The organism is Bradyrhizobium sp. KB893862 SZCCT0404, assembly GCF_018130885.1.
GTDB classification, from domain to species: domain Bacteria; phylum Pseudomonadota; class Alphaproteobacteria; order Rhizobiales; family Xanthobacteraceae; genus Bradyrhizobium; species Bradyrhizobium stylosanthis.
Genome location: NZ_JAFCLT010000016.1, coordinates 45590 through 71372, shown reverse-complemented (window position 1 = coordinate 71372; position 25783 = coordinate 45590). Strand labels below are relative to the sequence as shown.

General features: G+C 65.3%; 18 protein-coding genes. 12 read left to right on the top strand and 6 right to left on the bottom strand.

Annotated elements, in window-relative coordinates; all coding sequences use genetic code 11:
- Window positions 1-21 precede the first annotated feature (21 nt).
- The 4 genes from JQ617_RS37540 (at window position 22) to JQ617_RS37525 (ending at window position 6393) form a co-directional block, all read left to right on the top strand.
- Complete coding sequence (locus tag JQ617_RS37540) at window positions 22-2286, top strand: marine proteobacterial sortase target protein (protein ID WP_212030737.1); 2265 nt, start codon at window positions 22-24, stop codon at window positions 2284-2286.
- Window positions 2287-2487: 201 nt separating this feature from the next.
- The gene (locus tag JQ617_RS37535) at window positions 2488-3057 is read left to right on the top strand and encodes a class GN sortase (protein ID WP_212030736.1); all 570 of its coding nucleotides are present in this window, start codon (window positions 2488-2490) and stop codon (window positions 3055-3057) included.
- 142 nt (window positions 3058-3199) lie between these two features.
- The gene (locus tag JQ617_RS37530; RefSeq protein ID WP_212030735.1) at window positions 3200-5416 is read left to right on the top strand and encodes an acetate--CoA ligase family protein; all 2217 of its coding nucleotides are present in this window, start codon (window positions 3200-3202) and stop codon (window positions 5414-5416) included.
- Window positions 5417-5571: 155 nt separating this feature from the next.
- Window positions 5572-6393: an MlaD family protein gene (locus JQ617_RS37525; RefSeq protein ID WP_212030734.1), complete on the top strand. Its 822-nt coding sequence runs from the start codon at window positions 5572-5574 to the stop codon at window positions 6391-6393.
- A gap of 151 nt (window positions 6394-6544) precedes the next feature.
- On the opposite strand, the gene JQ617_RS37520 is transcribed toward JQ617_RS37525, so the two are convergent.
- The 3 genes from JQ617_RS37520 to JQ617_RS37510 form a co-directional block, all read right to left on the bottom strand.
- Entirely contained in the window at window positions 6545-9637 is a 3093-nt protein-coding gene (locus JQ617_RS37520; RefSeq protein ID WP_249157834.1) for an autotransporter outer membrane beta-barrel domain-containing protein, read from the bottom strand.
- 284 nt (window positions 9638-9921) lie between these two features.
- Window positions 9922-11424, bottom strand: coding sequence for a flavin-containing monooxygenase (locus tag JQ617_RS37515; RefSeq protein WP_212030732.1), 1503 nt, complete (start codon window positions 11422-11424; stop codon window positions 9922-9924).
- 126 nt (window positions 11425-11550) lie between these two features.
- The gene (locus JQ617_RS37510; protein WP_212030731.1) at window positions 11551-12309 is read right to left on the bottom strand and encodes a S1 family peptidase; all 759 of its coding nucleotides are present in this window, start codon (window positions 12307-12309) and stop codon (window positions 11551-11553) included.
- 104 nt (window positions 12310-12413) lie between these two features.
- Between JQ617_RS37510 and JQ617_RS37505 the strand changes: the two genes are divergently transcribed.
- Window positions 12414-13049 carry an HAD-IA family hydrolase gene (locus JQ617_RS37505; protein ID WP_212030730.1) on the top strand — a complete coding sequence of 212 codons (636 nt, stop codon included), beginning with the start codon at window positions 12414-12416 and terminating at the stop codon, window positions 13047-13049.
- A 94-nt stretch (window positions 13050-13143) separates the two neighbouring features.
- Here the strand turns inward: JQ617_RS37505 and mtnA are convergent, their stop codons facing one another.
- The 3 genes from mtnA to JQ617_RS37490 all read right to left on the bottom strand — a co-directional run bounded on the left by mtnA (window position 13144) and on the right by JQ617_RS37490 (window position 15679).
- Window positions 13144-14250: an S-methyl-5-thioribose-1-phosphate isomerase gene (mtnA, locus tag JQ617_RS37500; RefSeq protein ID WP_212030729.1), complete on the bottom strand. Its 1107-nt coding sequence runs from the start codon at window positions 14248-14250 to the stop codon at window positions 13144-13146.
- A 30-nt stretch (window positions 14251-14280) separates the two neighbouring features.
- A complete protein-coding gene (locus tag JQ617_RS37495) occupies window positions 14281-15156 on the bottom strand; it encodes an S-methyl-5'-thioadenosine phosphorylase (protein WP_212030728.1) in 876 nt (291 codons plus the stop codon).
- 250 nt (window positions 15157-15406) lie between these two features.
- Window positions 15407-15679, bottom strand: coding sequence for a phosphopantetheine-binding protein (locus JQ617_RS37490; RefSeq protein WP_212030727.1), 273 nt, complete (start codon window positions 15677-15679; stop codon window positions 15407-15409).
- A 351-nt stretch (window positions 15680-16030) separates the two neighbouring features.
- Between JQ617_RS37490 and JQ617_RS37485 the strand changes: the two genes are divergently transcribed.
- From JQ617_RS37485 to JQ617_RS37455, 7 genes are all read left to right on the top strand, one after another.
- Window positions 16031-17248 carry an acyl-CoA dehydrogenase family protein gene (locus tag JQ617_RS37485; RefSeq protein WP_212030726.1) on the top strand — a complete coding sequence of 406 codons (1218 nt, stop codon included), beginning with the start codon at window positions 16031-16033 and terminating at the stop codon, window positions 17246-17248.
- A gap of 40 nt (window positions 17249-17288) precedes the next feature.
- A complete protein-coding gene (locus JQ617_RS37480) occupies window positions 17289-18269 on the top strand; it encodes an amino acid--[acyl-carrier-protein] ligase (protein ID WP_212030725.1) in 981 nt (326 codons plus the stop codon).
- 106 nt (window positions 18270-18375) lie between these two features.
- Complete coding sequence (locus tag JQ617_RS37475) at window positions 18376-19251, top strand: acyl-CoA acyltransferase (RefSeq protein WP_212030724.1); 876 nt, start codon at window positions 18376-18378, stop codon at window positions 19249-19251.
- Window positions 19252-19452: 201 nt separating this feature from the next.
- Entirely contained in the window at window positions 19453-22320 is a 2868-nt protein-coding gene (locus tag JQ617_RS37470) for a PAS-domain containing protein (RefSeq protein ID WP_212030723.1), read from the top strand.
- A 202-nt stretch (window positions 22321-22522) separates the two neighbouring features.
- Window positions 22523-23497, top strand: a complete 975-nt coding sequence (locus JQ617_RS37465; protein WP_212030722.1) for a tripartite tricarboxylate transporter substrate binding protein — start codon at window positions 22523-22525, stop codon at window positions 23495-23497.
- 151 nt (window positions 23498-23648) lie between these two features.
- Entirely contained in the window at window positions 23649-24134 is a 486-nt protein-coding gene (locus tag JQ617_RS37460; RefSeq protein WP_212030721.1) for a tripartite tricarboxylate transporter TctB family protein, read from the top strand.
- Window positions 24135-24137: 3 nt separating this feature from the next.
- Window positions 24138-25646, top strand: a complete 1509-nt coding sequence (locus JQ617_RS37455) for a tripartite tricarboxylate transporter permease (protein WP_212030720.1) — start codon at window positions 24138-24140, stop codon at window positions 25644-25646.
- Window positions 25647-25783 lie beyond the last annotated feature (137 nt).

Genomic DNA, 25783 nt, shown 5'->3' with positions numbered 1-25783 from the left:
CATGCTCCGGGAGCAGACCAAATGAGCAGCTACGACACCACCGACAGCGACGAACACCCTCTGCTCAGGGGGCTGATCAAGGTCGGATTGTTTCTCCTCGCACAGGGCATCGCGGTGCTGCTGGTCGCCTTCGTGGCCCTTCTGGTGAGCTTCGGGACCGGCTGGTCGGCAACGACCGAGCAGGCCGGACTGCTCCAGCCCGGCGAGGCACGGTCGGGCAGCCTCCTGCTGAAGGAGGACGGCGCCACCACCGAGGCGATCCGCCTCGGGACCGACATCGACATCACGGTCTCCGGTCCGACGCTGCGCGCCCGCGTCACGCAGGTGTTCCGCAACCCGACCAAGGACTGGGTCGAAGCCACCTATGTCTACCCGCTCGCGACCAACGGCGCCGTCGACACGCTGAAGATGGTGGTCGGCGACCGCGTCATCGTCGGCGACATCAAGGAGCGGCAGCAGGCCCGCGTGATCTACGAGCAGGCGCGCAGCGCCGGCCAGAAGGCCGCACTCACCGAGCAGGAGCGGCCCAACATCTTCACCAATTCGGTTGCCAATATCGGTCCCGGCGAGACCGTGCTGGTGCAGATCGAATATCAGGAGCCGGCCCACCAGTCCGGCAATGAATATTCGCTGCGCCTGCCGCTGGTGGTCGCCCCGCGCTACAATCCGGCGCCGATCGTGCAGAGCGTCGACTTCCGCAAGGACGGCTCCGGTTGGGGCGCAACGAATTCGGATCCCGTGCCGGATCGCGACCGCATCTCGCCGCCCGTGCTGGATCCCGCCAGGACTGCGCCGGTCAATCCGACCAGCATTACGGTGCGCCTGAAGGCCGGCTTTGCGCTCGGCGAAGTCAAGAGCCACCACCACAACGTCAAGATCGAGAGCCCTGACAACACGACGCGTGTCGTCACGCTCGCTGACGGCTCTGTCCCCGCCGACCGCGATTTCGAACTGACCTGGAAGCCGGCCGCCGAGAAGGCGCCGTCGGTCGGCCTGTTCCGCGAGCATGTCGGCGATGCCGATTATCTGCTCGCCTTCGTCACCCCGCCCAGCGCCGAGCAGGCGACGCAGAAGCCGCTGCCGCGCGAGGTCGTGTTCGTGATCGACAATTCCGGCTCGATGGGCGGCACGTCCATCGTGCAAGCCAAGGCGAGCCTGCTCTATGCGCTCGGCCGCCTGCAGCCCAATGACCGCTTCAACGTCATTCGCTTCGACGACACCATGGACGTGCTGTTCTCAACCTCCGTGCCGGCCGACCCCGCGCATCTCGGCGAAGCACTCGGTTTCGTCAATGGACTGCAGGCGCGCGGCGGCACCGAGATGGTGCCGGCAATGCGCGCCGCGCTGACCGACAAGCTCGCTGACACCAACATGGTTCGCCAGGTCGTGTTCCTGACCGACGGCGCGATCGGCAACGAGCAGCAATTGTTCGAAACCATCACGGCGATGCGCGGCCGCTCGCGCGTCTTCATGGTCGGCATCGGCTCTGCGCCCAACACCTATCTGATGACGCGCGCCGCCGAGCTCGGCCGCGGCGCCTTCACCCATATCGGCTCCGTCGAGCAGGTCGAGGAGCGTATGCGCGGCCTGTTCGCCAAGCTGGAAAACCCTGCCGTGACCGGCCTCAGCGCAAAATTTTCCGACGCCAAGGCCGACATCACCCCAGCGATCATTCCGGACGTCTATCGCGACGAGCCGCTGGTGCTGGCGGCCAAGCTCGACAAGCTCGCGGGCTCGCTCGAGATCAAGGGCCGCGTCGGCGACCGCCCGTGGTCGGTGACGCTGCCGCTGCAAAGCGCCGCCGAAGGCAAGGGGCTGTCGAAACTCTGGGCGAGGCGCAAGATCGGCGATGCCGAGGTGGCGCGCACGCTGCGCGAGATGACGCCCGACGACTCCGACAAGGCGATCCTGGCGCTGGCGCTCGACCACCAGATCGTCACGCGGCTCACCAGCCTCGTCGCCGTCGACAAGACGCCGAGCCGGCCCGAAGGCGAGCCGCTCAGGCTCAGCGACCTGCCGATCAATCTGCCGGCTGGATGGGATTTCGAGAAGGTGTTCGGCGAACGGCCGCATCTGACGCCGACGCAGCTGCGCGAACGTCATGCCGATGCACGCAATCTGCCGGCGGCGCGACGGCCGACCCCCGCCGCACAAGACGCAGTCCGCCTGCCCAAGACCGCAACCTCGGCCGAGCTGAAGATGATCGCAGGCCTCGTCCTGATCGTGCTCGCCCTGGTCCTGTTCGTGTTCAACCGGCGTCGGCCCTTGCTCACCGTCGCCGCTTGAGAGAGGAGCCCCCCGAACTCCTCTGTTAGCGCGCGCGGCTGCCCGTCCCTTCCAACGGCCGCGCGCGCCTTTTTTTGGGAACACGCCGTCTCAACCGAATTCGTCATTGCGAGCGAAGCGAAGCAATCCAGAAATGCACCCGCTGAGACAGTCTGGATTGCTTCGTCGCAAGGGCTCCTCGCAATGACAGGAATTGACACAATGCCCCGCTTCATCTCTCCCCTGGTATTGGCCCTGATCGGCCTCATCCTGTTCGGCGACGGCGCCTACATCCACGCCAAGGCCTGGCTCGCGCAGGCGCTGCTGGAGCGGGCGTTCGACCGCAGCATGGCGACGGGACAGGCGGTGAAGCCATGGTCATGGGCCGACACCTGGCCGGTGGCGCGGATCGAGGTCAAGCGGATCGGCGCCAGCGCCATCGTGCTGGAAGGCGCGAGCGGACAGGCGCTGGCTTTCGGACCCGGCCATGTCGACCACACGCCGGAGGCGGGCGAACGCGGGATTGCCGTCTATGCCGCCCATCGCGACACGCATTTCCGCTTCCTGCGCAACGTTGCCATCGGCGACGTCATCGACGTCACACGCAGCGACGGTCAACATTTTCGTTATCGCGCCGATTCGTCGGCCGTGGTCCGTTTCGATGCATCGGGCATCGATGCCACGGCGCAGGGTTTCGAGCTCGTTCTCGCGACCTGCTGGCCATTCGACGCCGTCAGTTCCGGCCCCGAGCGCTACATCCTGCACGCAACATTGATCGAAGCCGGCAGATAGATCGCCCGCGATCCAGCGAGACGCACCGAAGCGTTGCTCATTCCACCACACGGCATGCCAACTCGCATGGTTGCCACTCCGAAGAACTCCCCATAGAACAGAGTGACGCGCCACCAATAAGAACAACAGGTGAGGTCACGCCATGGAAGCCCATGTGTCTGCTGCGTCCGCGTCTCGTCCATGGTCTCCGCCGCCGGGCGCCAGCGACATCGTCAAGCGCATCCATGCCATGCTGCACCCGCACAACATCGTGCTGGTGGGCGCGACCGACAAGCCCGGCAATTATGCCGAGCGCATCTGGAACAATCTGGTCAAATACGGTTTCGAGGGCGGGCTCTATCCGATCAACGCCAAACGCGAGAGCATCTGGGGCGTCACCTGCTACAAGGATTTCGCGAGCCTGCCGGAAAAGCCGGATCACGTGCTGGTGCTGGTGCCGGCACGCTTCGCCGTGCAGGTGATCCGCGATGCGGCTGCCGCCGGCGCGCGCTCGGCCACCATCGTCACCTCCGGCTTCAGCGAGCTGCAGGATGACGAGAGCCAGAGGCTCGCCGCCGAATTGCAGGCGGCGATACGCGAGACGGGCCTCGCCGTCACCGGGCCGAACTGCCTCGGCAATCTGAGCGCCGGCGAGAAGCTTTTCACCAATATCGACGACCGCATCGTCACCATGGAACAGGGCGCGGTGGCGATCGCCGGTCAATCCGGCGCCATCGTCATGGCGATCCGCCAGGCGCTGGAGGATCGCGGCGTCGGGGTCGGCTACATGGTGACCACAGGCAACGAAGCCGGGCTCGAGACGCCGGATTTGATGCGCTATTTCGCAGAAGATCCAAGCGTCAGGGTGATCGTCGTCTACCTCGAAGGCGTGCGTAACACCAAGGCGTTCCGCGATGCCTGCAAGGCGGCGCGCGCCGCCAGCAAGCCGGTGATCGCGCTCAAGCTCGGGGCGTCCGAGGGCGGCCGCGCCGCGGCGATGGCACACACCGGCGCGCTGGCTGGCTCGATCGAGACTTTCGACGCCATCGCAACGCGCGAGGGCGTGATCCGGGTCGGCGGGCTCGACGAGCTGATCGAGACCACCGAATGCTTCGTCCACTCAGCCGTGCCGAAGGGCGACCGGCTCGCAGCCGTGACACTCTCAGGCGGCAAGCGCGGCATGCTGCTCGACGCCTTCTATGCCGAAGGCCTGAGTTTCGCGCCGCTGAGCCCGCATGTCGGCTCGGAGCTCGCAAAAATGCTCGGGCCGGGCTCGATCGTCGGCAATCCGCTCGACGCCGGCTTTGCCGCGGTGGTCGATCCCTCCGTCTACATGAAGTCGATCAAGCTGATGATCGACGATCCCGATATCGACATCGTGATCATCGATGCCGAGCTGCCCAAGACGCCGCACGAGCTGCGCGAGCGGAACTTGCGTATCGTCAACGACATGGCGAGCGGGGCCGGCAAGCCCGTGATCTATATCAGCGCGATGTCGATCGGCTTCACCGACTTCACCAAGGGCTTGCGCCAATCACTCCCCCATCTCGCGGTGATGCAGGGCATGGACCGGGCGGTCACCGCGATCAAGTCGCTGCTCGCCTATGCGAAGCTGCGCAAGGAAGTGCCCGACATCGTCTCCTCATCGAAGCCCGCCGCACGCGCCGTGCTGGAGAAGGCGCTGAAATCGGCTAACGGCGCCGCGCTCGACGAGGTCGCCTCGAAGAAGCTGCTGAAGGCCTATGGCATCCCGATCTCCAGGGAGGCGATCGCGCAGACCGCGGCGGAGGCTGCGAAGATCGCCAAGCAGATCGGCTTCCCGGTCGTGGCGAAAGTGGTCAGCGCCGAGATCCTGCACAAGTCCGACATTGGCGGCGTGGTGCTGAACCTCAACAGCGCAGCCGAGGTGAAGAAGGCGTTCACCGACATTTCCGCGCGGGTGGCGAGGCTGAAGGGCAAGCCGAAGCTGGACGGCATCCTGATCGCGCAGCAGGTCAAGGCCGATCTCGAGCTGGTGGTCGGCGCCTCGCTCGATGCCGAGATGGGTCCGGTCGTGCTGTTCGGCACGGGGGGCATCGACATCGAGCTGATGAAGGACGTCGCGCTCGCCGGCGCGCCGCTGGACGAGGCCGAGGCGCGGCTCCTGATCGGCCGCACCAAGGCCGGCATCAAGATGCGCGGCTATCGCGGCAAGCCGGCCTTGCACGAGGCCTCCGCGGTGAAGGCGCTGGTCGGCCTGTCCAACCTGATCGCGGATGCCGGCGACCGCATCGCTTCGGTCGACATCAATCCGTTCCTGATCAACCCCAAAACGGGCGTGGCCGTCGATGCGCTGATCGTGCTGAACAATGCCGCGGCAAAACGCGCGGCGGGGCATTGAGAAGACTGTGGGGCGGATTAGCGCAGCGTAATCCACCAATTCCACCTATCCGGGGGTAGGCGTTGGCGGGTTACGCTTCGCTAACCCGCCCTACCTAGAATCTCGGCCATCCGGGCTTCTTCCCACCTGCCCGCTTTGGCCGTAGACTCAGCCTCATGGCACGCGCGAGCAATCTTGTGATCGGTACGGCGACGCTGGCGGTGATCGCCGTCGCGTTCGGCGGCCTGCTCGGCGTGCAGAAATGGCGCACCATCCAGAGCCGCAGCCAGTTGCGCGTGGTGTTCGAGGGCGGCTCCGCGAGCGGCCTGCGCCGCGGCGGGCCGGTCAATTTCGACGGCGTGCCTGCGGGCCAGATCCTGTCGATCAAGCTCGACAATCCGCGCCGCATCGTGGCCTTGGTCATGCTCGACAACGCCGCGCCGATCCGCAAGGACACCGTCGCGGGCATCGAGTTCCAGGGGCTCACCGGCGTCGCCGCGATCTCGCTGATCGGTGGCGCGCCCTCGGCGCCGCCGGTGCCGCTGGATGTGGACGGCATCCCCGTGCTGACCGCCGATCTCAGCGACGCCGAATCCATCGTCGACACCCTGCACAGCGTCGACCGCACCATCGTCAGCAACGCGCCGGCCATCAAGGAGGGTCTGCGCACGTTCGAGACCTACACCGCCGATCTCAGGAGCAAGGGCGGCGAGATCGATTCCGTGATGGCCAAGGTCGACAGCGCCTTCGCGGGATTCGACAAGGCCGTCACCAAGATCGAAAGCGTGGTGCCCGGCTTCGTCAACGGCAAGGCCGACGAACTGTTCGAGAAGGTGCAGGACCTGCACGAGCTCGCCGACACCATGAAGAAGAAATCGGCGACCTATCTCGAGGAGATCCGCCGCTCGCTGCTCGACGTCAGCGAGACCGCGAACAAGATGGCCGGCACGCCCCTGCCGCCGCGGCCACCTCGCCAGCCCGAGCAGAAGAAGCGGTAGCTTTCCTGGGGCGCCCTGGAGGAAAAGGCGTTGAAGCTTCCACAGCGTCATGGCCGGGCTCGTCCCGGCCATCCACGTCTGGCCTCGCGGGACAAAGAACGTGGATGCCCGGGACAAGCCCGGGCATGACGACGACCTCTATGCCCTCACCTCACCACGCGTAGCGGAGGACGCCCTTGCCGGCGTAGGAGCGCGTGACGTTCGAGAACTCGCCCTCGAAGGTCGCCGACGCGGACCAGCCGTTCATCCAGTTCATCTGCACCGACGCCGTGGTCAGTGCGGAATCGCGCGCCTGGGCGGCGCCGTTCACGACGAAGGCCGAACCCGGCAGCGTCTGGAACACCGCGCCGACGGTGCGATCCGGATTGAAGTCATGCGCCCAGGCAAGACGTCCGCGCAGCGTCATCACGCCGCCCGCCGCTGCAAACGACCTGTCCGCACGCAGGCCGAGCTCGGTGCGGGTGCTGGTCACGTCCTTGGCGGCATAGTTGAGCGCAAAGGTATTGTTGCCGACCACCGCGAACTCCGAATAGTTCGGAAGGCTGAACATGGTGGCCTGGGCGGCGGCATAGGGCGTCAGGCCAATCCACTGTGTCGCATAGCGATAGCCGCCCTCGACGCGGCCCGAGAACGCATTGGCGTTGAATTGCGCGCGAAGCTGATCAGTCCCGGCAGCGGTGACGATGCGATTGGTGGTGACGTCCTGCCAGCCATAGGCCAATGCGGCCGTGATGTAGGCCGGTCCGGCGTTGTGACGCACGAAGGCGCCGGCCTGGAACAGGTCGGAACGGCCCCAGCCGAGCCCGTTGACGTTGAAGCCGGTGCCGCCGCCGGCCAGCGCAAAACCGGCGATCGTCGACGGCGAGAAGCGATAGTCGAGGCCGACGGCCGTGCCGTAGACGCTGCTGCTGCTGGCGTTGGAACCGAGGGCCGTGTTGCCGTCCGTGGTCTGCGAGCCACCATAGCCGGCCGCCCACACATCCCAGCGCTGATCGAATGTCGCCGCCGGCGCCTTGCGGTAGATCGAGGCGAACGCGTCGCGCGCGCTTCCGTCACGTGCACGCTTGCCGGTCGACGCATAGGCATCCGCCTCGTCGGCCAGCGGCGTCGCCCCGGGCGCACCGCTGCGACCCGAACCGAACACGTCGGTCAATAGGCTCATGAACAGGTTCATCGCGTTGAAGGTCGTCTGCTGCGATCCCGTGCCGGATTCGCCGGAGGCCTGCGTGAGACCGGCCGGCGAGAGATTGGCGAGCGCCACCGGCAGGCTGCCGGTGCTGTTGAAGTGATTGGTCAAGACGTTGGCGACGTTCTGCTGGTTGACGTTGAGGCCGGTGCCGTAGCTCAGCGACAGATCGAGGAAGACGTTGCCCGGATCGTAGCTCAGGACCGCTTTCAGGTTCGGCGAGAGCCCGGCCACGACCGGATTGAACGTGTCGGGGAGCGTCGTCGCCGTCAGGATGGTGTAATGCTTCGCGATCGAGCCGGTCGGCACGACCACGACCGTCGCGCCGCCGAGCGTCGCCGTACCCGTCACGACCGCGAGGCCGTTGCTGGCGCCCGAAACCTGCACCATGTAGCTCGATGCGGACGTGAAGGTGAGATCGCCCGATACGGTGAGCGTGCCGGTCGGATTGCCCGGCGCCAGCGTACCGCCATTGACGGTGGTTGTGCCGACCGTACCGACGCCGCCGAACGTGCCGCCGCTCGCGATGGTCACCGTGCCGTTGATGGTGCCGGCGAGCAGCAGCGTGCCGCCGAGCACGTTCCAGTCCTGATTGCCGGTGCCGGTCACGGTCCAGGTCGAGCTGTCGACCTTGTTGAAGGTCGAGAAGCCGTCGTACTGGAGGGCGGTGCCGATCAGGTCGAGATTGAACGTGTCCTTGCCGACACCGCCGAGCTGGAACGTGTCGGTGCCGGCGCCGAGCACGGCGCCGTTGATGACGCTGCCCGGACCGAGCGTGAGCGTGTTCGGGCCGCAGCTGCAGAACTCGATCGCGGCGAGGCCGGTCGCGGCGTTGATGGTGCCGGAATTGAAGACGCTGCCGCCGCCGCTCACGGTGATGCCGATACCGCCGGCCCCGACGGTGATGGTGCCGGTGTTGACCACCTGATTGGTGGTGCTGAAGTTACTCACGTCGATGCCGACGCCGGCAGTGCCGACGGTGATCGTGCCGCTGTTGGTGACGACGTTGGAATCGCCGAACGCCAGGATGCCTTCGGCAAAATCGCCGCCGGTGATCCGTCCACTGTTGGTGATCGTGGCGGACGATCCGTTATAGGCGATGCCGGCGCCGCCCACGCCGACATTGATCGTGCCGCTCTGGCTGATCACCGCCCGGTCGCCCTGCACCGAGATGCCCGCCGATCCGCTGTCACCCGCGGTGATCGTGCCGCCGTTGGTCACCTTGGCATCGTCGCCCTGCACGGCAATGCCGACGCCAAGATCGCCGGCCGTGATGGTGCCGAAATTGCTCGCGGTCTGGGCGTCGCCAGCCATGAAGATGCCGGCTGCATTCTGTCCGACCGTAATCCTGCCGGTGGCCGTGTTGGTGACCGTGTTGTTGTTGCCGACTGCGAGAATGCCGCCGGAGAAGCCGGTGGAATCGCCGACCGTGATGGTGCCGGCATTGATCACGGTCGCGCCGCCTACCGCAAAAATGCCGCGTGCATCGTCGCCTCCAATGATCGTACCCGTCGCAGTATTGGTGATCGTGTTGTTCTGGTTCGAGAAGACACCCGCGCCTCCCGCGCCGACGGACAGCGCACCGCTGTTGGTGACCGTGTTGTTGTCGTTGACCCAAATCGCGGCACCGTTATCGCCGGTCGTGATCGTTCCGGCATTGGCGACCGTGTTGTGGTCGATCACCTGGATGCCGAGGCCGCTGTCGATCACGGTGATGATGCCGTTGTTCGTCACGGTGTTGAAATTTCCGGCGCCGATGCCGGTCAGGCCCGAGCCGGCGGAGAGCGTGCCGTTGTTGGTGACCGTGCTGGAATCGTTGACGCCGATCGAGACCGCCCCGTTATCGTTCACGATCGCGCCGGAGAGCACGTTGACATTGAGGCTGTCGACGCCGACCCCGGCCTGAAAGCCGTCCGTGTCAGTGCCGCTGCAGGTGACGGTCTGGCCGCTGGTGGCGGGATCGGGCGCGCAGAGCGCGTTGGCCGGTGTCGTGCAAAGGCAGAAGCCGACGAAGACGGCCGATACGCCTGCAAGCGACGCAGCAACGGATCGGCGCAATCGATCCTGCCGCCACCATGGCCCCACGCCCTGCACCTCGCACCCCCAATTCCCAGCAATTTCGCCGGGAACTTAGGTCATGACGAGGTTCCGTAAAACTACGGCGCTACCGAAATGCGTCCGTTTGGCGCACAACCGAGGCAGAATCCGACGGCCATGTTGCAACCGGGCCACGTTTTGCGGCGGCATTCGTTGCAACTTTTTCCTGAAATAATGCGTCATGGCTCTCGCCATGACGACGGTCGTGCGTAGGGCGGTCGCTGCCGCCCTACACAATACTTCCTTCAGCCGTAGACGAATGCCTTGTCGTCCAGGTCCGTCTTCGGGATCTCGTCCTTCTCGGTCCAGTAGTCCTGGCTGTGCTGCCATTCCGGCTTGTCGCCGCGCTTGGGCAGCAGGTTCATGTCGCGCATGATGTAGCCCGGATTGAAGTTTTCCGGATCGATCCAGGGTAGGATCGGCATGTTGTGGTCTTCGGAGCGCAAGCTCACCTCGACCTTCTTCTTGCCCTTCGCCTTCATGTGGCCGAGCAGCCGGCAGACGAAATCGGCGACGAGATCGACGCGCAGCGTCCAGCTGGCGCGGAAATAGCCGAACACCCAGACCATGTTCGGCACGCCCGTGAACATCATGCCGCGATAGGTGACGGTGTCGCCGAAAGCGAGCGGCTTGCCGTCGATCTCGAACGCGATGTCGCCGAGCGCGGCGAGATTGAAGCCGGTCGCGGTGACGATGACATCGGCTTCCAGCACATGGCCCGATTTGAGCTGGATGCCGTTCTCGACGAAGCATTCGATCTCGTCGGTGACGACGGAGGCCTTGCCGCTGGCGATGCCCTTGAACAGATCGGCATCGGGCACGAAGGCGATGCGCTGGCGCCACGGACGATAGCTGGGCGTGAAGTGCTTCTCGACGTCGTAGTCCGGACCGAGCACCGCGCTGATCTGGCCGATCAGCTCCTTCTTCACCCCTTCCGGATTGGACAGGCAGAGTTTTGTGAACGCATCCTGCTCGAACAGGATCTTTCGCCGCACGATCTCGTGGATCCAGGCATCATCGACCTGGAGCCGGCGGAGCTCTTCAGCAATCTCGATGGCGTTGCGGCCGAGCCGGAAATAGGTCGGCGAGCGCTGCAGCATGGTGACGTGCGCGCATTTGTCGGCGATGTTCGGCACCAGCGTCGCCGCGGTCGCGCCCGAGCCGATCACGACGACCTTCTTGTTCGTGAGATCGATGTCATCCGGCCAGGTCTGCGGATGGACGATGCGGCCCTTGAAGCGATCGGTGCCCTTCCACTCCGGCGTGTAGCCTTCCGAATGGCGGTAATAGCCCTGGCACATCCAGAGGAAGTTCGCAGTGAAGGTTTTTGCTTCGCCGGTGTCGGTCGTCGTCGCCTCGACGGTCCAGAGGTTCTGCTCGCTCGACCAGCTCGCCGAATTGATCTGGTGCTTGTAACGGATGTGCCGGGCGATATCGTTGTCGTCGATCACCTCCTTCATATAGGAGAGGATCTCTTCCGCGGTCGCGATGGGCGGCCCGACCCACGGCTTGAAGCTGTAGCCGAAGGTGTGCAGGTCGCTGTCGGAGCGAATGCCGGGATACCGGTGCGTGGACCAGGTGCCGCCGAACGTCTCCTGCGTCTCCAGGATCACGTAGCTCGTGCCCGGCAGCTGCTTGTTGATGTGGTAGGCACTGCCGATGCCGGAGATACCGGCGCCGACGATCAGCACGTCGAAATGTTCCGAGGCCTGCTTGGTGGTGGCGTGACTGCGAACAGCGACATTCATTGTTGCTTCTATGCCTTGCTTGCTTTTTGTGGCCGTCCTTGACCGGACGGCGCGTTTCCTCCGCGACGGGCATGATCACCCATCGCGCTTCCGCTTCAAAATGACATAGATCAGGTCGCCGTCAAATCACAGCGCCGCACCCCAGCTCCGCGCGGTCTGCAAAATCCAGTCGCGATAGAGCGTGAGCGGCGTGACACCGGTCAGGCCGCCGCAACCTGCGGCGCCGTTCGGACCCGTGGACCAGCTGATGAGGCCGACCAGCATCGTGCCGTTCGGCTTGTCCTCGAACACGGGCCCGCCGGAATCGCCGGTGCAGGCGCCGATTCCGTCACGAACTCCGTTGGTTACGGGATCGACCAGCCGGATCTGGAGCGTGCCGGGCTGCCCTGTGGCGACGAGACCGGCAACACGCGTCGCGCCGCCGCTCTTGCCGTCGCCGCGCACGGTGACGCCGATACCGGCGATGACGAACCGGCTGCCGACCTGGATCGGTATGGTCGGCGTGCCGACCGGCACTGTCGATTTTCCCTTCAGTGGAATTTCCAGTTGCAGCAGCGCCACGTCGGCGGTGGCGCGATGCGCCTGCATCGCCTGCATGTTGAAGCTTGGATGAATCGCGACGGTGCGGACGTTCAGCAATTGCGGCGCGCCGTCGGCGCCGCGATCGACGATCTTGTAGTCGGCGCCGGGCTGCACGCAGTGGGCGACCGTCAGCACCAGTTTTGGTGCGATCAGCGTGCCGGTGCAGAAATTGCCGCGAGAACCGACGATGGTGACGACGGCGCGCGCGACGCCATCAGCCTGCGGCGTGCCGCCGCCGACGATGGCGTAAGCGGGGGTGGCGAGCAGCAGCGCGGCTGCGATAAGCATTGCAGGCTTCTTCATGGGAACACGCTTCGGCCTCGGTGGAGACGACGGGCTGCTTCGGACTGGCCCTTGCCGATAGCGCATGCTAGCCCTCTTGGAAAGGAATTGACGGGGACAGGATCGTGACGACCGAGGCGGTGATCTTTGATTTTGGCGGCGTGCTGACGAGCTCGCCGTTCGAGGCGTTCACGCGGTTCGAGACCGAGCGCGGCCTGCCCGCCGACATCATCCGGCGCACCAACGCCGCCAACCATCTCGAAAACGCCTGGGCCAAGTTCGAGCGCGCCGAGGTCGATATCGAAACCTTCGACAAGCTGTTCGCGGCGGAATCACTCGCGCTTGGCGCCGAGGTCCGCGGACGCGAGGTGCTGCCATTACTCCAGGGCGATCTACGCCCCGAGATGGTCGAGGCGCTGAAGCGCATCAAGGCGCAATTCAAGACCGGCTGCATCACCAACAATCTGCCGGCAAACGCGATCGGCAGCATGACCGGGCGCTCGCTCTACGTGGCCGAGGTGATGGTGCTGTTCGACCACGTCATCGAATCCGCCAAGATCGGCCTGCGCAAACCCGATCCGCGCATCTATCAATTGATGGTCGAGACACTAAAGGTCGATCCGAAGAAGTGCGTCTATCTCGACGATCTCGGCGTGAACCTGAAGCCGGCGCGCGAGATGGGCATGACTACGATCAAGGTGGCCAGCGGCGCGCAGGCGATCGCGGAGCTCGAGGCGGCGACGGGGTTGAAGCTGACATAGTTCGCAAAATGCCGCAGGTTGGGCAAAGCGCAGCGTGCCCACCGCTAGCATATGGTGGGCACGGCGCTTCGCGCCTTTGCCCACCCTACGAGACCTACTTCGCCGTAGCAGTGACTCGCTCGGGAAAGGCCGCCGCCAGCGCGGCACGATCCGGTTTCAGCACGCCACGTTCCGTAATCAGGCCGGTGACGAGCCGCGCAGGCGTCACGTCGAAGGCATAGTTCGCGACCGGCGAGTTCTCCGGCACGATGCGCACCGTCTCCAGCCTTCCATCCGCGGTACGGCCGGTCATGTCCGTGACCTCGACGCCGCTGCGCTGCTCGATCGGAATGTCGCGGATGCCGTCGTTCACGGCGAAGTCGATCGTCGGCGACGGCAGCGCGACGTAGAACGGCACGCCGTTGTCATGAGCGGCGAGCGCCTTGAGATAGGTGCCGATCTTGTTGCAGACGTCGCCGTTGGCGGCGACGCGGTCGGTGCCTACGATGGCGAGATCGACCATGCCATGCTGCATCAGGTGTCCGCCGGTGTTGTCGGGAATCACCGTGTGCGGCACGCCGTGATGGCCGAGCTCCCAGGCGGTGAGCGAGGCGCCCTGGTTGCGCGGGCGGGTCTCGTCGACCCAGACATGGACCTTGATGCCGCGTTCATGCGCGAGATAGATCGGCGCCGTCGCCGTGCCCCAGTCGACGGTGGCAAGCCAGCCGGCATTGCAATGGGTCAGCACGTTGACCGTCTCGCTCGGCTTCTTCGCCGCGATCGCCTCGATCAACGCAAGGCCGTTGCCGGCGATGCCGCGGTTGATCTCGACGTCCTGCTCGACGATCTCGTCGGCGCGCGCATAGGCGGCTTCCGCCCGCTCCACCGGGTCGATCGGCGCGAGCGCCGTGCGCATCTCGTCCAGCGCCCATTTCAGATTGATCGCCGTCGGCCGCGCCACGACCAGCGTCTCGTAGGCGCGCTTCAGACCGATGTCGGAGGAATCCTCGCGCATCGCGAGCGCCATGCCATAGGCCGCAGTCGCGCCGATCAGCGGCGCGCCGCGCACCAGCATGTCGCGGATCGCGACGGCGGCGTCCTCGCACGAGGTCAGGCGCGCGATGACGAACTCATGCGGCAGCCGGCGCTGGTCGATCGCACCGACCGACCAGCCGTCGCGCTCGCGCCAGATGCTGCGGAAATGCTTGCCGTCGACCTTCATGGCATTCTGCCTTTTTGTCTCTCTTGCGTCTCAACCGCGCAGGATGCGCCCGGCCACCGCATCGAGCTTTTTCAGAAGCTCGGGATCGCGCGCCTCGGGCGCGGTGATCAGCGCGGTGTCGAGCGCGCGGTCCGAGCCGATCGGGCACGGTTCGTGCTCGCGCGGGAAATCCTTCGCCAGCCGTGCCACCAGGGCCTTGGCCTTGTCGGCGTTCGACGTCAGCACGCGGATGATGTCCTGCACGGTGACGGCGTCGTGGTCGGGATGCCAGCAGTCGAAGTCGGTCACCATCGCGACGGTGGCGTAACAGATCTCGGCCTCGCGGGCGAGCTTCGCCTCGGGCATGTTGGTCATGCCGATCACGGAATAACCTGATGTCTTGTATGTCATGCTCTCCGCATAGGTGGAGAATTGCGGCCCCTCCATGCAGACATAGGTTCCGCCGCGCGCGATCGCGAGGCCTTCGGCTTCGGCGGCCGCGGTGAGGTGAATGCGCAAGCGCGGCGAGACCGGATGCGCCATCGAGACATGCGCGACGCAGCCACGGCCAAAGAACGAGCTCTCGCGCTTGTGCGTTCGGTCGACGAACTGATCGACGAGAACGAAGGTGCCGGGCGGCAGCTCTTCCTTGAACGAGCCGCAGGCCGACAGCGAGATCAGGTCGGTGACGCCGGCCCGCTTCAACACGTCGATATTGGCGCGATAGTTGATGTCGGAAGGCGACAGCCGGTGGCCCTTGTCGTGCCGCGGCAGGAACACGATCGGCAGGCCGGCGATGGAGCCGCGCCGCAAGGGAGCCGACGGCTCGCCCCAGGGGCTCTTGATCACCTCTTCGTGCGCGCCCTCGAGGCCCGGCAGGTCGTAGATGCCGGATCCGCCGATGATGCCCAATACCGCCTGCGCCATGCCTGCTCCACCCTGTCCGCCACGTGCGACATGGTTAAGCTATGCCAGCTTTGGGGCAGATTTGGAACGGGGGATGGGGTTGTGAGGGGCGCAGAAGCGCGGCCCCCCACTCGTTGTCGTCCCGGCGGATGCCGGGACCCATAACCACAGGGAGTAATTTGACGAGGAGTGGTCGTTCAGTACTGCTATCATCCGCGATCGATAAATCACGCGGTATGGGTCCCGGCTTCCGCCGGGACGACAGCCGAAACTACGCCGCCGCTGCCAGCCGCAGCTGCGTCGCGACCATGCGCTCCAGCGTCTCGACCGACTGGAAATTCTCCGGCGTGATCTCGGACTGCGGGATGGTGAAGTCGAACTCGGCTTCGACGCCGAGCATGAGATTGACCATGTCCATCGAGGTCAGGCCGACGTCGACCAGCTTGGCGGACGGGGTGACGTCAGCGGGCAGCGAGTTCTGCGCGAGGATGCCCTTCACCAGCTTGATGACGCGATTGCGCAATTCGGTATCGAAGGCCTGCATCGGTAAATTCCCATTTGTTTGGTCGGACCGAACTGCCGGGTACGATGGGCAGGGACGGCCGATCCCGCAATGGGCGTCACCATTAACTCGCGTTTCTTAGTAAACGATGACTCAGATTGTCTGGAATTCAGCCCTCTTCCAGATCCCTAACGCGATCGCGGAAAATCCTGCGGTGCGAAAAACCGGGCTTTAACTGTCCATTTGGAATTGGACTTCGTTTACCCTCTATTTGATCGACGAATTTGAATTAAATCCGTAGCCTCGTCTCACAAGCAAAGATGGCCGGAGATCGCTTGCGCGCATCGCGAATGATGCCGGCGATCCTGAACGGCGAACCGGAGGCGGACGAGTATGAACGTGCGTGAAGCGGTCCTCACTGTCGACGAAACACAGACGAGTTTTCTCGAGCAGGGTCCTTCCCTGATCGAGCGCGCCGCCCGGACCGCCGCCGCGGCCGCAGCCGACGCAGACGGCGTCGATCGCGACGCCCGCTTCCCGCATAAAGCCTTCGACGTCGCACGCGAGCAGAAGCTGCTCGGCGTGATGATCCCGGTCGAGTTCGGCGGCTTCGGCGCCTCGATCCACGACGTCACCGACATCTGCTACACGCTCGGACGCGCCTGCGCTTCCACGGCGATGATCTACGCGATGCACCAGACCAAGGTCGCCTGCGTCGTCAGGCACGGCCACGGCATTCCCTGGATGGAAACGATGATGCGCCGGGTCGCGCGCGACCAGTGGCTGCTCGCCTCCTCCACCACCGAAGGCCAGAACGGCGGCAACATCCGCGCCAGCGCGGCCGCGGTCGACCATGCCGGCGACACCGTGTCGCTGGTACGCGACGCCACCGTGATCTCCTACGGCGCCCAGGCCGACGGTCTCGTCACCATCGCCCGTCGCGCCACCAGCGCCGCGGCTTCGGACCAGGTACTGCTGGCGCTCGCCAAGGACGACTACTCGCTGAAGCAGACGCAGGGCTGGGAAACCTTGGGCATGCGCGGCACCTGCTCGACCGGCTTCGAGTTGAAGGTCGACTGCCCCGCCGATCGCGTCTTCCCGGAGGCCTACGACAAGATCCACGCGCAGACCATGACGCCGTTCGCGCATCTGTGCTGGTCCTCGGCCTGGGCCGGCATCGCTGCCGCCGCGGTCACGCGCGCGCAGGCTTTCATCCGCAAGGCGGCTCGCACGTCGGGCGGGCAGATGCCCCCGGCCGCCGCGCATTTCACCGCCGCCAAGATGTCGCTCGCCAAGCTGCGTGCGCTGATATCGGCCAATATCGACGCCTTCTCCCGCGCCGAGCATGACGAGCGCGCGCTGAGCTCGCTCGACTTCCAGTCCTCGATCACCCTTCTGAAGGTGCAGGCCTCCGAGCTCGCGGTCGAGACCGTGATGCATGCGATGCGCACCGCCGGCCTGTCCGGCTACCGCAACGACGGCGAGTTCACGATGGGCCGTCACCTGCGCGACGTGCTGTCGTCGCCGATCATGATCAACAATGACCGCATTCTGGCCAACGCCGCGACCTCGACCCTGATGAGCGGCGTGCCGTCGAGCCTTCACGACTGAAACAACAAGAACAGATTTTCAGATAGCAGGACATCATCCCATGAATATTGCCGTCCTTCCCGACTCGCCGACGACCGCGCCGCAGATCGCAGATCCGCTCGATCATCTCGCCGACAAGCTGTTCCACCGCATGGGCTCGGACGGCGTCTACGCCCGCACCGCTCTCTATGAAGGCATCGTCGAAAAGCTCGCCGCGCTGATCACCAGCCATCGCGAAGCCGGCACCGAAGCGCTGCGCTTCCCGCCGGTGATGAGCCGCGCGCAGCTGGAGAAGTCCGGCTATCTCAAGAGCTTTCCGAACCTGCTCGGCTGCGTCTGCGGCCTGCACGGCACCGAGCGCGAGATCAACGCCGCCGTGAGCCGCTTCGATGCCGGCGGCGATTGGACCACGTCGCTGTCGCCGGCCGACCTCGTGCTTTCACCCGCCGCCTGCTATCCGGTCTACCCGATCGCGGCGAGCCGCGGCCAGCTGCCGAAGGGAGGCCTGCGCTTCGACGTCGCCGCCGACTGCTTCCGCCGCGAGCCGTCCAAGCATCTCGACCGGCTGCAATCGTTCCGGATGCGCGAATATGTCTGCATCGGCACGCCCGACGACGTCGCCGATTTCCGCGAGCGCTGGATGGTGCGTGCGCAGAAAATCGCGACCGACCTCGGCCTCACCTTCCGTGTCGACTATGCCAGCGATCCCTTCTTCGGCCGCGTCGGCCAGATGAAGGCGGTGAGCCAGAAGCAGCAGCAGCTCAAATTCGAGCTCCTGATCCCGCTGCGCTCGGAAGAACAGCCGACCGCCTGCATGAGCTTCAACTATCACCGCGAGCATTTCGGCACGACCTGGGGCATCCAGGACGCGAATGGCGAGCCGGCTCACACCGGCTGCGTCGCCTTCGGCATGGACCGCCTGGCCGTCGCCATGTTCCACACCCACGGCACCGACCTCTCCGCCTGGCCCGCCAAGGTGCGGGACATGCTGGGCCTGCAGCCGCAGGCCGCGGCTGAAGCCCATGGCGAAGGCTGGCGCTAGCGCATTCGGAGGACCGCATGGCGAAACGCGCGAAGCGGTCTTCCGGAAACATGATGCTGAAACGTTAGATCAGACGAGGCCGACCATTTCCACGGGCAAGACGAGCGTGATCCATACCAAGGTCCGTTGCCGCGAGATCACCGAGTCCGACGTCGAGAAGATCGCGGACTTGCTGACGCGCGGCTTCGTCGGCCGCTCACGCGAATACTGGATGCAGGGCCTGCGCCGGCAGGCCTTCCGGCCCGTACCGGAGGGTTATCCGCGCTTCGGCTACATGCTCGACAATGACGGCGAGCCCGTCGGCGTGCTGCTGCTGATCTACACGACGCGAAAGCACGGCGAAGAGACCGCCATCCAGTGCAATCTGTCGAGCTGGTATGTCGACGCGGCCTACCGCAACTACGCGCCGTTCCTGACCAAGGTCGCGCAGCGGCACAAGGACGTCACCTATCTCAACATCAGCCCGGCGCCGTGGACCTGGCCGATCATCGAGGCCCAGGGCTTCCGCAATTACTGCCGCGGCATCTTCTTCTCGGTGCCCGCGCTGGCGCGCGCCCCGCGCTGGAGCAAGATCGAGGTGATCTCCCAGCACGCCAAGACGATCGACGGGCTCTCTCCGGACGAGACCGAGATCCTGACGCGGCATGCGCGCTACAATTGCCTCAGCGTCGTCTGCCGCACGCCGAAGGGAACGTTCCCCTTCATCCTGCAACCGGTGCGCATCCGTCGCGGCTTCATCGCGCCGCCCGCGATGAAGCTGATCTACTGCCGCAGCGCCGCCGAATACGCCGAATGCGCCGGCCGCATCGGCCGGCTGCTGCTGCGACTCGGCAAGATCGCGGTGGCCGTCGACGCCAACGGCCCGATTCCCGGCCTCGCCGGTATTTATACGGAGCGGCGCGGCCGCAAATATTTCAAGGGCCCGCACCGGCCGCAACTCGGCGATCTCACCGACACGGAGCTGGTGCTGTACGGGCCGTAGGTTATCCCATACTCATCGCCGTCCCGGCCAACTCTGGCTTGCACGCCCCTCATCATTCGCGCGCGCGAAGCGATCTCTCTCCATCGCGAGTCACCCTCCGTAAACTAACGCGCTTAAGGGAATTTTCCCGCCTCTTCGCTACGCTCGGTGGCGGAATTACGTTGCGTTAAGTCTATTGCCCGCCGAGATCACGCCGATCCCATGACGTCGACCTGCGACAACGAGCTTGGTGCAAGCCGCGAGCAGGGCCCGCAGGCCCTGGTTGCGCTGAGTCAGCTTGCGCTCGATCGCATGGAGCAGGGCGTCTGCGTCTACGACGCCGACAACAGGATCGTGCTGGTCAACCAGCGTTACCTCAGCCTGTTCGACATGTCGGACGACGTCGTGCACGTCGGCACCAGCTATCGCGAAGTGCTGGCCCACAGTGCGATGCGCGGCAACTTTCCGGAGAGCGAGATCGACGCGCTGTATTCGGCGCGGATCGCGCAGATCGCCGGCGGCAAACCGTTCCGGACCGAGCAGCGGCTGGCGAGCGGCCTCGTGATGTCGCTGGAGCTGAAGCCGCTCCCCGGCGGCGGCTGGATGACGATCTGCGACGATGTCAGCCGCCTCGCCCGGCTCGAAGCCGAATTGCGCGTGCAGACGGAGCGCAGCCAGCATGCGCTCGCCAACATGTCGCACGGCCTCATCATGTATGACGCCAACAGCCGCGTCGTGGTCTGCAACGAGCGCTTCCTGAAGCTCTACAATCTCGACCCCGCGATCGTGAGGCCCGGCATCACGCACGATGCGGCCATCGAACACTGGCTCTCGCGCGGCAATCTGCCGGGCGTACCGGCCGACGAATTCCGCAGCACCAGGCTCGAAGATGTGCGCGACAGGAAGGCGAAAACTCTCCTGGTCATGCGCTACGACGGACGGATGGTGCAGGCAGTCTCCCGCTTCCTTCCCGACGGCGGCTGGGTGACGGTGCACGAAGACGTCACCGAACGGCTGCAATACGAGGAAACGCTCAGGCAGCAGAACTTCATCCTCGACGCGGCGCTGGAGAACATGGCGCACGGGCTCGCCTTCTACGACAGCGACATGCGCCTGCGCGTCTGCAACACCACCTACCGCGCCATCTACCACCTGTCGCAGGAGGAGACCCGGCCCGGCACGCATCTCGCCGAGCTGATCGAGCGATCGATGGCGAACGGCGCGTTCGCCTCCGAATACAGCCCGCAGCAGATTCTGGAATCCGCCCGCGCGCGGATCGCGAGCCGCGACTGCTCGCCGATGCGGCGGCGCATGTCGAACGACACCGTGATCTCGGTCCGCTACTGCGCGCTGGCCGAAGGCGGCTTCGTCGCCACCTATGAGGACATCACCGAGCGCGAGCACGCGGTCGAGGAGCTGAGCGAGCAGTATCGGCGCTTCGACGCGGCGCTGAACAACATGAGCCAGGGCCTGTGCATGCTCGATTCGAGCCTGCGCGTGATCGTCTGCAACCGCCGCTACATCGAGATGTACGGGCTGTCGCCGGACATCGTGAAGCCGGGCGTGACGATGCGCGAGATCATGGAGCACAGCTGCGACCTCGGCATCCATCCGAACACCACGGCCGCGAAGATCTACGCCGACTATGTCGAGCGGCTGCGCGAGGGCGAGCACACGCTGCACCGTCACTTAAGCGACGGCCGCATCATCAAGCTCAACCACAAGCGGATGGAGCATGGCGGCTGGGTCGTCACCTATGAAGACGTCACCGAGCGCCACAAGGCCCAGGCCCGCGTCGCGCACATGGCGCGGCACGATTCCCTGACTGACCTGCCCAACCGCACCCTGTTCCGCGAGAAGATGGGTGAGGGATTGAACCAGGTCGCGATCGCCGGCGGCGCGATGGCCGTGCTCTGCTTCGACCTCGACAATTTCAAGACCGTCAACGACCGCCTCGGCCACGCCGCCGGTGACCGCCTGCTGCGCTGGGTCGCGGCGCGCCTGAAGGAGAATGTCGGCGAGCACGACACCGTCGCGCGCCTCGGCGGCGACGAATTCGCGGTGCTTCAGCGCGGACCGCAGCCGCAAGCGGCCGAACGGCTCGCCCGCCGCCTGGTCGAGATCATCGGTCATCCGCCGCCGCTGGAGAGCCAGGCGATCCATGTCGGCGTCTCCGTCGGCATCGCGATCGCACCCGATCACGGCCTGGACGCCGACGAGCTGATGAAGTGCGCCGATCTTGCGCTGTACCAGGCCAAGGCCAGGGGGCGCGGCGCCTACCAGCTGTTCGAGCCGGAGATGGAAGAAGAAGCGCGCAGCCGGCATGCGCTCGAGCACGACCTGCGCGGCGCGCTGGAGGCCAACCAGTTCCATCTGGTGTTCCAGCCGCAGATGCGGCTGGATTCGTCCGAGCTCACCGGCTTCGAGGCGCTGCTGCGCTGGAAGCATCCGTCGCGCGGCTTCGTCTCGCCCGCCGAGTTCATTCCGATCGCGGAAGAGAACGGGCTGATCGTCCCGATCGGCGAATGGGTGCTGCGCACGGCCTGCGCCACGGCAGCCTCCTGGCCCGACGTCACCGTCGCGGTGAACCTGTCGCCGGTGCAATTCCGCTCCCGCGGGCTGGTGGCGCTGGTCACGAGCGCGCTGGCGGAAGCCGGCCTGCCGCCGCAACGGCTCGAGCTCGAGGTCACCGAGACGGCCCTGCTCGACGACAGCGAGGCAACCATCGAGATCCTGCATCAGCTCCGCGCGCTGGGTGTGCGCGTCAGCCTCGACGATTTCGGCGTCGGCTATTCCTCGCTGAGCTATCTGCGCAAGTTTCCGTTCGACCGCATCAAGATCGACCGCTCCTTCGTCGGCACGCTCGGCGAAAGCCCGGAGAGCGTCGCCATCGTCCGCACCATCGCCAGCCTCGGCTCCGTGCTCGGCGTCGAGACCACGGCCGAGGGTGTGGAGACCGAGGAGCAGCTCGACTTCGTGCGCGAATGCGGCTGCACCGCGGTGCAGGGCTATTATTTCGGCAAGCCCTGCCCGGCCGCCGAGGTCGGCCGCACCATCGAGACGCTGAGCGCGGTCCGGCGCGTGGCGTAAGGTCTTTCGGGCCTCAAATTCCGCCTCTCGGCACGTCTCCAAACGACCAATTGTCGCACGTCGCGTTTCCGCGGGGATCGCCGCGGCGCCCCCGCGCGCGACCGGCGCAATGCGCTTTTCTTCTCCGATGATTTCGGGGACAATCCCCTCATAACAATGAGAAACGGCGGTTCAGCGAGACCGCTGCGAGGGAGGTGTTTCGATGTCGCGATTTGGGCTGAAGACGATTGCCTTTGCCGCCGTGCAAGCCGCAGGGATGCTGCTCGCAACGGCCGCCGGTGCGCAGGACTATCCCAGCAAACCCATCACGCTGATCGTGCCGTGGCCGGCCGGCGGATCGACCGACATCTCCATGCGCGCGATCGCCGACAGCGCCTCGAAGGTGCTGGGGCAGCCGATCGTGATCGACAACAAGGCCGGCGGCGGCGGCACCGTGGGTCCCGCGACCATGGCGGCGGCCGCCAAGCCCGACGGCTACACCATCGCGCAGATCCCGATCACGGTGTTCCGCCTGCCCCTGATGCAGGAAGTATCGTGGGATCCGGCCAAGGACTTCAGTTACATCATTCACCTCACCGGCTACACGTTCGGCGTGACCACCAGCGCGGAGTCGCAGTTCAAGTCCTGGAAGGACGTCGTCGATTTCGCGAAGGCGAACCCGGGCAAGGTGACCTACGCGACACCAGGCACCGGCACCTCCTTGCATATCGGCATGGAGCAGATTGCGGCGATGTCCGGCATCAAGCTCACGCAGGTGCCGTTCAAGGGCGGCGCCGAGACAAACGCGGCCGTGCTCGGCCAGCACACCATGTTGCAGGCGGATTCGACGGGGTGGCGGCCGCTGGTCGATGCCGGCAAGCTAAAACTGCTGATGGTGTGGACCGGCGCACGGTCGCCAAATTACCCCGACGTGCCGACGCTGAAGGAGCTCGGCTATCCCATGGTCTATGATTCCCCGTTCGGCGTCGCCGGCCCGAAGGGCATGGATCCAAAGATCGTCGCCAAGCTGCACGACGCCTTCAAGAAGGCGGTCGAGGACCCCGCGGTGATCGCGACGCTCGCCAAATACGACATGGTGCCGAACTACAAGAACACCGAGGACTACAAGAAATTCGTCGTCGAGGTCACCGAGTCCGAGCGCAAGGTGATCGACACGCTCGGGCTGGCGAAGAAGTAGGACTGAGCCACCTCTGTGTCCCGGACGCGCTGCAGCGTGAAACGCTGCTGCGCAGAGCCGGGACCCACCTTTTTTCGTCCACACTCATGGGCCCCGGCTCTGCAGCGCACCACTTCGCGCTGCGCTGCGTCCGGGGCACGAGAGGATCGCGATGAACGACCAAACCAACGTCAAACTCCGCCTCAACAACTCCGAACTCTGGGGCGGCCTGATCGGGCTGGCGCTCGGCGGCTTCGTAATCTGGCAGGGATTGAAGCTCAAGCTCGGCACCATCAACGATCCCGGCTCCGGTTACGTGCTGTTCTACACGGGCATCCTGATGTGCGTGTTCGCGGCCTCCATCATCATCTCGGCGATCACCGAGGGCGGGCCGACGCTGGCCTCGCGCTGGGAGAACGCGCGCTGGAGCAAGCCGCTGCTCGTCATCGCCTGCCTCACCGCATTCTCCTTCGCGCTCGAGCCGCTGGGATTCCTGCTATCATCGATCCCGCTGATGCTGCTGTTGTTGCGCCTGATCGATCCCGTGCGCTGGACGCTGGCGATCCCGATCGCCGTGCTGGTGCCGACGGGCATGTGGTGGGTGCTCAAGCGGCTGCTGCTGATCCAGCTGCCCTCCGGCCTGTTCGGGATCGGCTGACCCATGGATACACTCGCCAATGTCGCCCATGGTTTCGGCGTCGCTCTGACCGGAATCAACCTGCTCTATTGTTTCATCGGCGTCTTCATCGGCACGCTGGTCGGCGTGTTGCCCGGCATCGGACCGATCTCGGCGATGTCGCTGCTGTTGCCCGTGACGCTGTCGGGCACGCCGGAATCCGGAATCATCATGATGGCCGGCATCTACTACGGTTCGATGTATGGCGGCTCGACCACATCGATCCTGGTCAACATCCCCGGCGAAGCGGCCTCCGTCGTCACCTGCATCGACGGCCACCAGATGGCCAAGCAGGGCCGCGCCGGTCCCGCGCTCGGCATCTCCGCCTTCGGCTCCTTCATCGCCGGCACCTTCGCGCTGGTCGCGTTGATGCTGGTGGCGCCACGGCTTGCCAGCATCGCGATCGCGTTCGGTCCGGCCGAGTATTTCAGCCTGATGGTGCTCGGCCTCGTGGTGCTCACCTTCCTGACCCAGGGCTCGATGCCGAAGGCGCTGCTGATGGCCTGCATCGGCGTCGTGCTCGGGTTGATCGGGCTCGACAGCATCACGGCGCAGCCGCGTCTCACCTTCGGCCGCATGGAGCTGATCGACGGCATCGGCCTCGTGCCGGTGGTGATGGGCCTGTTCGGCGTCGCCGAGGTGCTCCTCAACACCGAGCAGGCGATCAAGCGCGACATCATCAATGCCAAAATCACCCAGCTTCTGCCCAACAAGGAGGACTGGCAGGCGAGCGCCGGCCCCGTGACGCGCGGCACCCTGCTCGGCTTCCTGCTCGGCATCCTGCCGGGCGGCGGTGCCGTGGTCGCCTCGTTCGCGTCCTATGCGCTAGAGAAGCGGCTGTCGAAAACGCCGGAGCGTTTTGGTCACGGCGCAATCGAGGGCGTTGCGGGCCCCGAATCCGCCAACAACGCCGCCGCCGGTGGCGCGTTCATTCCGCTGATGACGCTGGGCATCCCGCCGAACGTGGTGATGGCGCTGCTGCTCGGGGCGTTCGTCATCCACGGCCTGCAGCCGGGCCCGCTGCTGATCACGCAAAATCCCGGCCTGTTCTGGGGCATCGTCGCCAGCATGTATATCGGCAACGTCATGCTGCTGATCCTGAACCTGCCGATGATCGGCATGTGGGTGCAGCTCCTGAAGCTGCCCTACAACATCCTGTTCCCGCTGATCATCCTGTTCACGATCCTCGGCGTCTATTGCTCGAGCAACAACGTGTTCGACGTCTATGTGATGATCGCCTTCGGCATCATCGGCTATTTCATGCGCAAGCTCGGCTACGAGCCGGCGCCGCTGGTGCTCGCCTTCGTACTCGGCCCGATGCTGGAGAACAATCTGCGCAAGTCGCTGATCCTGTCGCAGGGCGACCTCTGGACCTTCGTGCAGCGGCCGATCTCGGCGGCGTGCCTGATGCTGGCGCTGGTGCTGCTGATCGCGCCGCTGCTGCCGTCACTGCGCAAGAAGCGCGAGCTGGTGGCGCTGGATGAAGGGGCGTAGCTTCGTAGGGTGGATTAGTCCGCGGCTGCGCGAAGCGCAGTCCGCTGGCGTAATCCACCTCTTCTCTCTCCATGCGGATAGTAGAATGGTGGGTTACGCCTTCGGCTAACCCACCCTACGGCGCCTGCGCAAGAAGC

Excerpts from the sequence above, each read along its gene's own strand:
- JQ617_RS37535 (WP_212030736.1), top strand. The coding sequence starts at position 2,488 with ATGCCCCGCTTCATCTCTCCCCTGGTATTGGCCCTGATCGGCCTCATC.
- JQ617_RS37460 (WP_212030721.1), top strand. The coding sequence starts at position 23,649 with ATGAACGACCAAACCAACGTCAAACTCCGCCTCAACAACTCCGAACTC.
- JQ617_RS37465 (WP_212030722.1), top strand. The coding sequence starts at position 22,523 with ATGTCGCGATTTGGGCTGAAGACGATTGCCTTTGCCGCCGTGCAAGCC.
- JQ617_RS37530 (WP_212030735.1), top strand. The coding sequence starts at position 3,200 with ATGGAAGCCCATGTGTCTGCTGCGTCCGCGTCTCGTCCATGGTCTCCG.
- JQ617_RS37455 (WP_212030720.1), top strand. The coding sequence starts at position 24,138 with ATGGATACACTCGCCAATGTCGCCCATGGTTTCGGCGTCGCTCTGACC.
- JQ617_RS37540 (WP_212030737.1), top strand. The coding sequence starts at position 22 with ATGAGCAGCTACGACACCACCGACAGCGACGAACACCCTCTGCTCAGG.
- JQ617_RS37495 (WP_212030728.1), bottom strand. The coding sequence starts at position 15,156 with ATGGCGCAGGCGGTATTGGGCATCATCGGCGGATCCGGCATCTACGAC.
- JQ617_RS37525 (WP_212030734.1), top strand. The coding sequence starts at position 5,572 with ATGGCACGCGCGAGCAATCTTGTGATCGGTACGGCGACGCTGGCGGTG.
- JQ617_RS37480 (WP_212030725.1), top strand. The coding sequence starts at position 17,289 with ATGAATATTGCCGTCCTTCCCGACTCGCCGACGACCGCGCCGCAGATC.
- JQ617_RS37490 (WP_212030727.1), bottom strand. The coding sequence starts at position 15,679 with ATGCAGGCCTTCGATACCGAATTGCGCAATCGCGTCATCAAGCTGGTG.
- mtnA (WP_212030729.1), bottom strand. The coding sequence starts at position 14,250 with ATGAAGGTCGACGGCAAGCATTTCCGCAGCATCTGGCGCGAGCGCGAC.
- JQ617_RS37485 (WP_212030726.1), top strand. The coding sequence starts at position 16,031 with ATGAACGTGCGTGAAGCGGTCCTCACTGTCGACGAAACACAGACGAGT.
- JQ617_RS37510 (WP_212030731.1), bottom strand. The coding sequence starts at position 12,309 with ATGAAGAAGCCTGCAATGCTTATCGCAGCCGCGCTGCTGCTCGCCACC.
- JQ617_RS37515 (WP_212030732.1), bottom strand. The coding sequence starts at position 11,424 with ATGAATGTCGCTGTTCGCAGTCACGCCACCACCAAGCAGGCCTCGGAA.
- JQ617_RS37470 (WP_212030723.1), top strand. The coding sequence starts at position 19,453 with ATGACGTCGACCTGCGACAACGAGCTTGGTGCAAGCCGCGAGCAGGGC.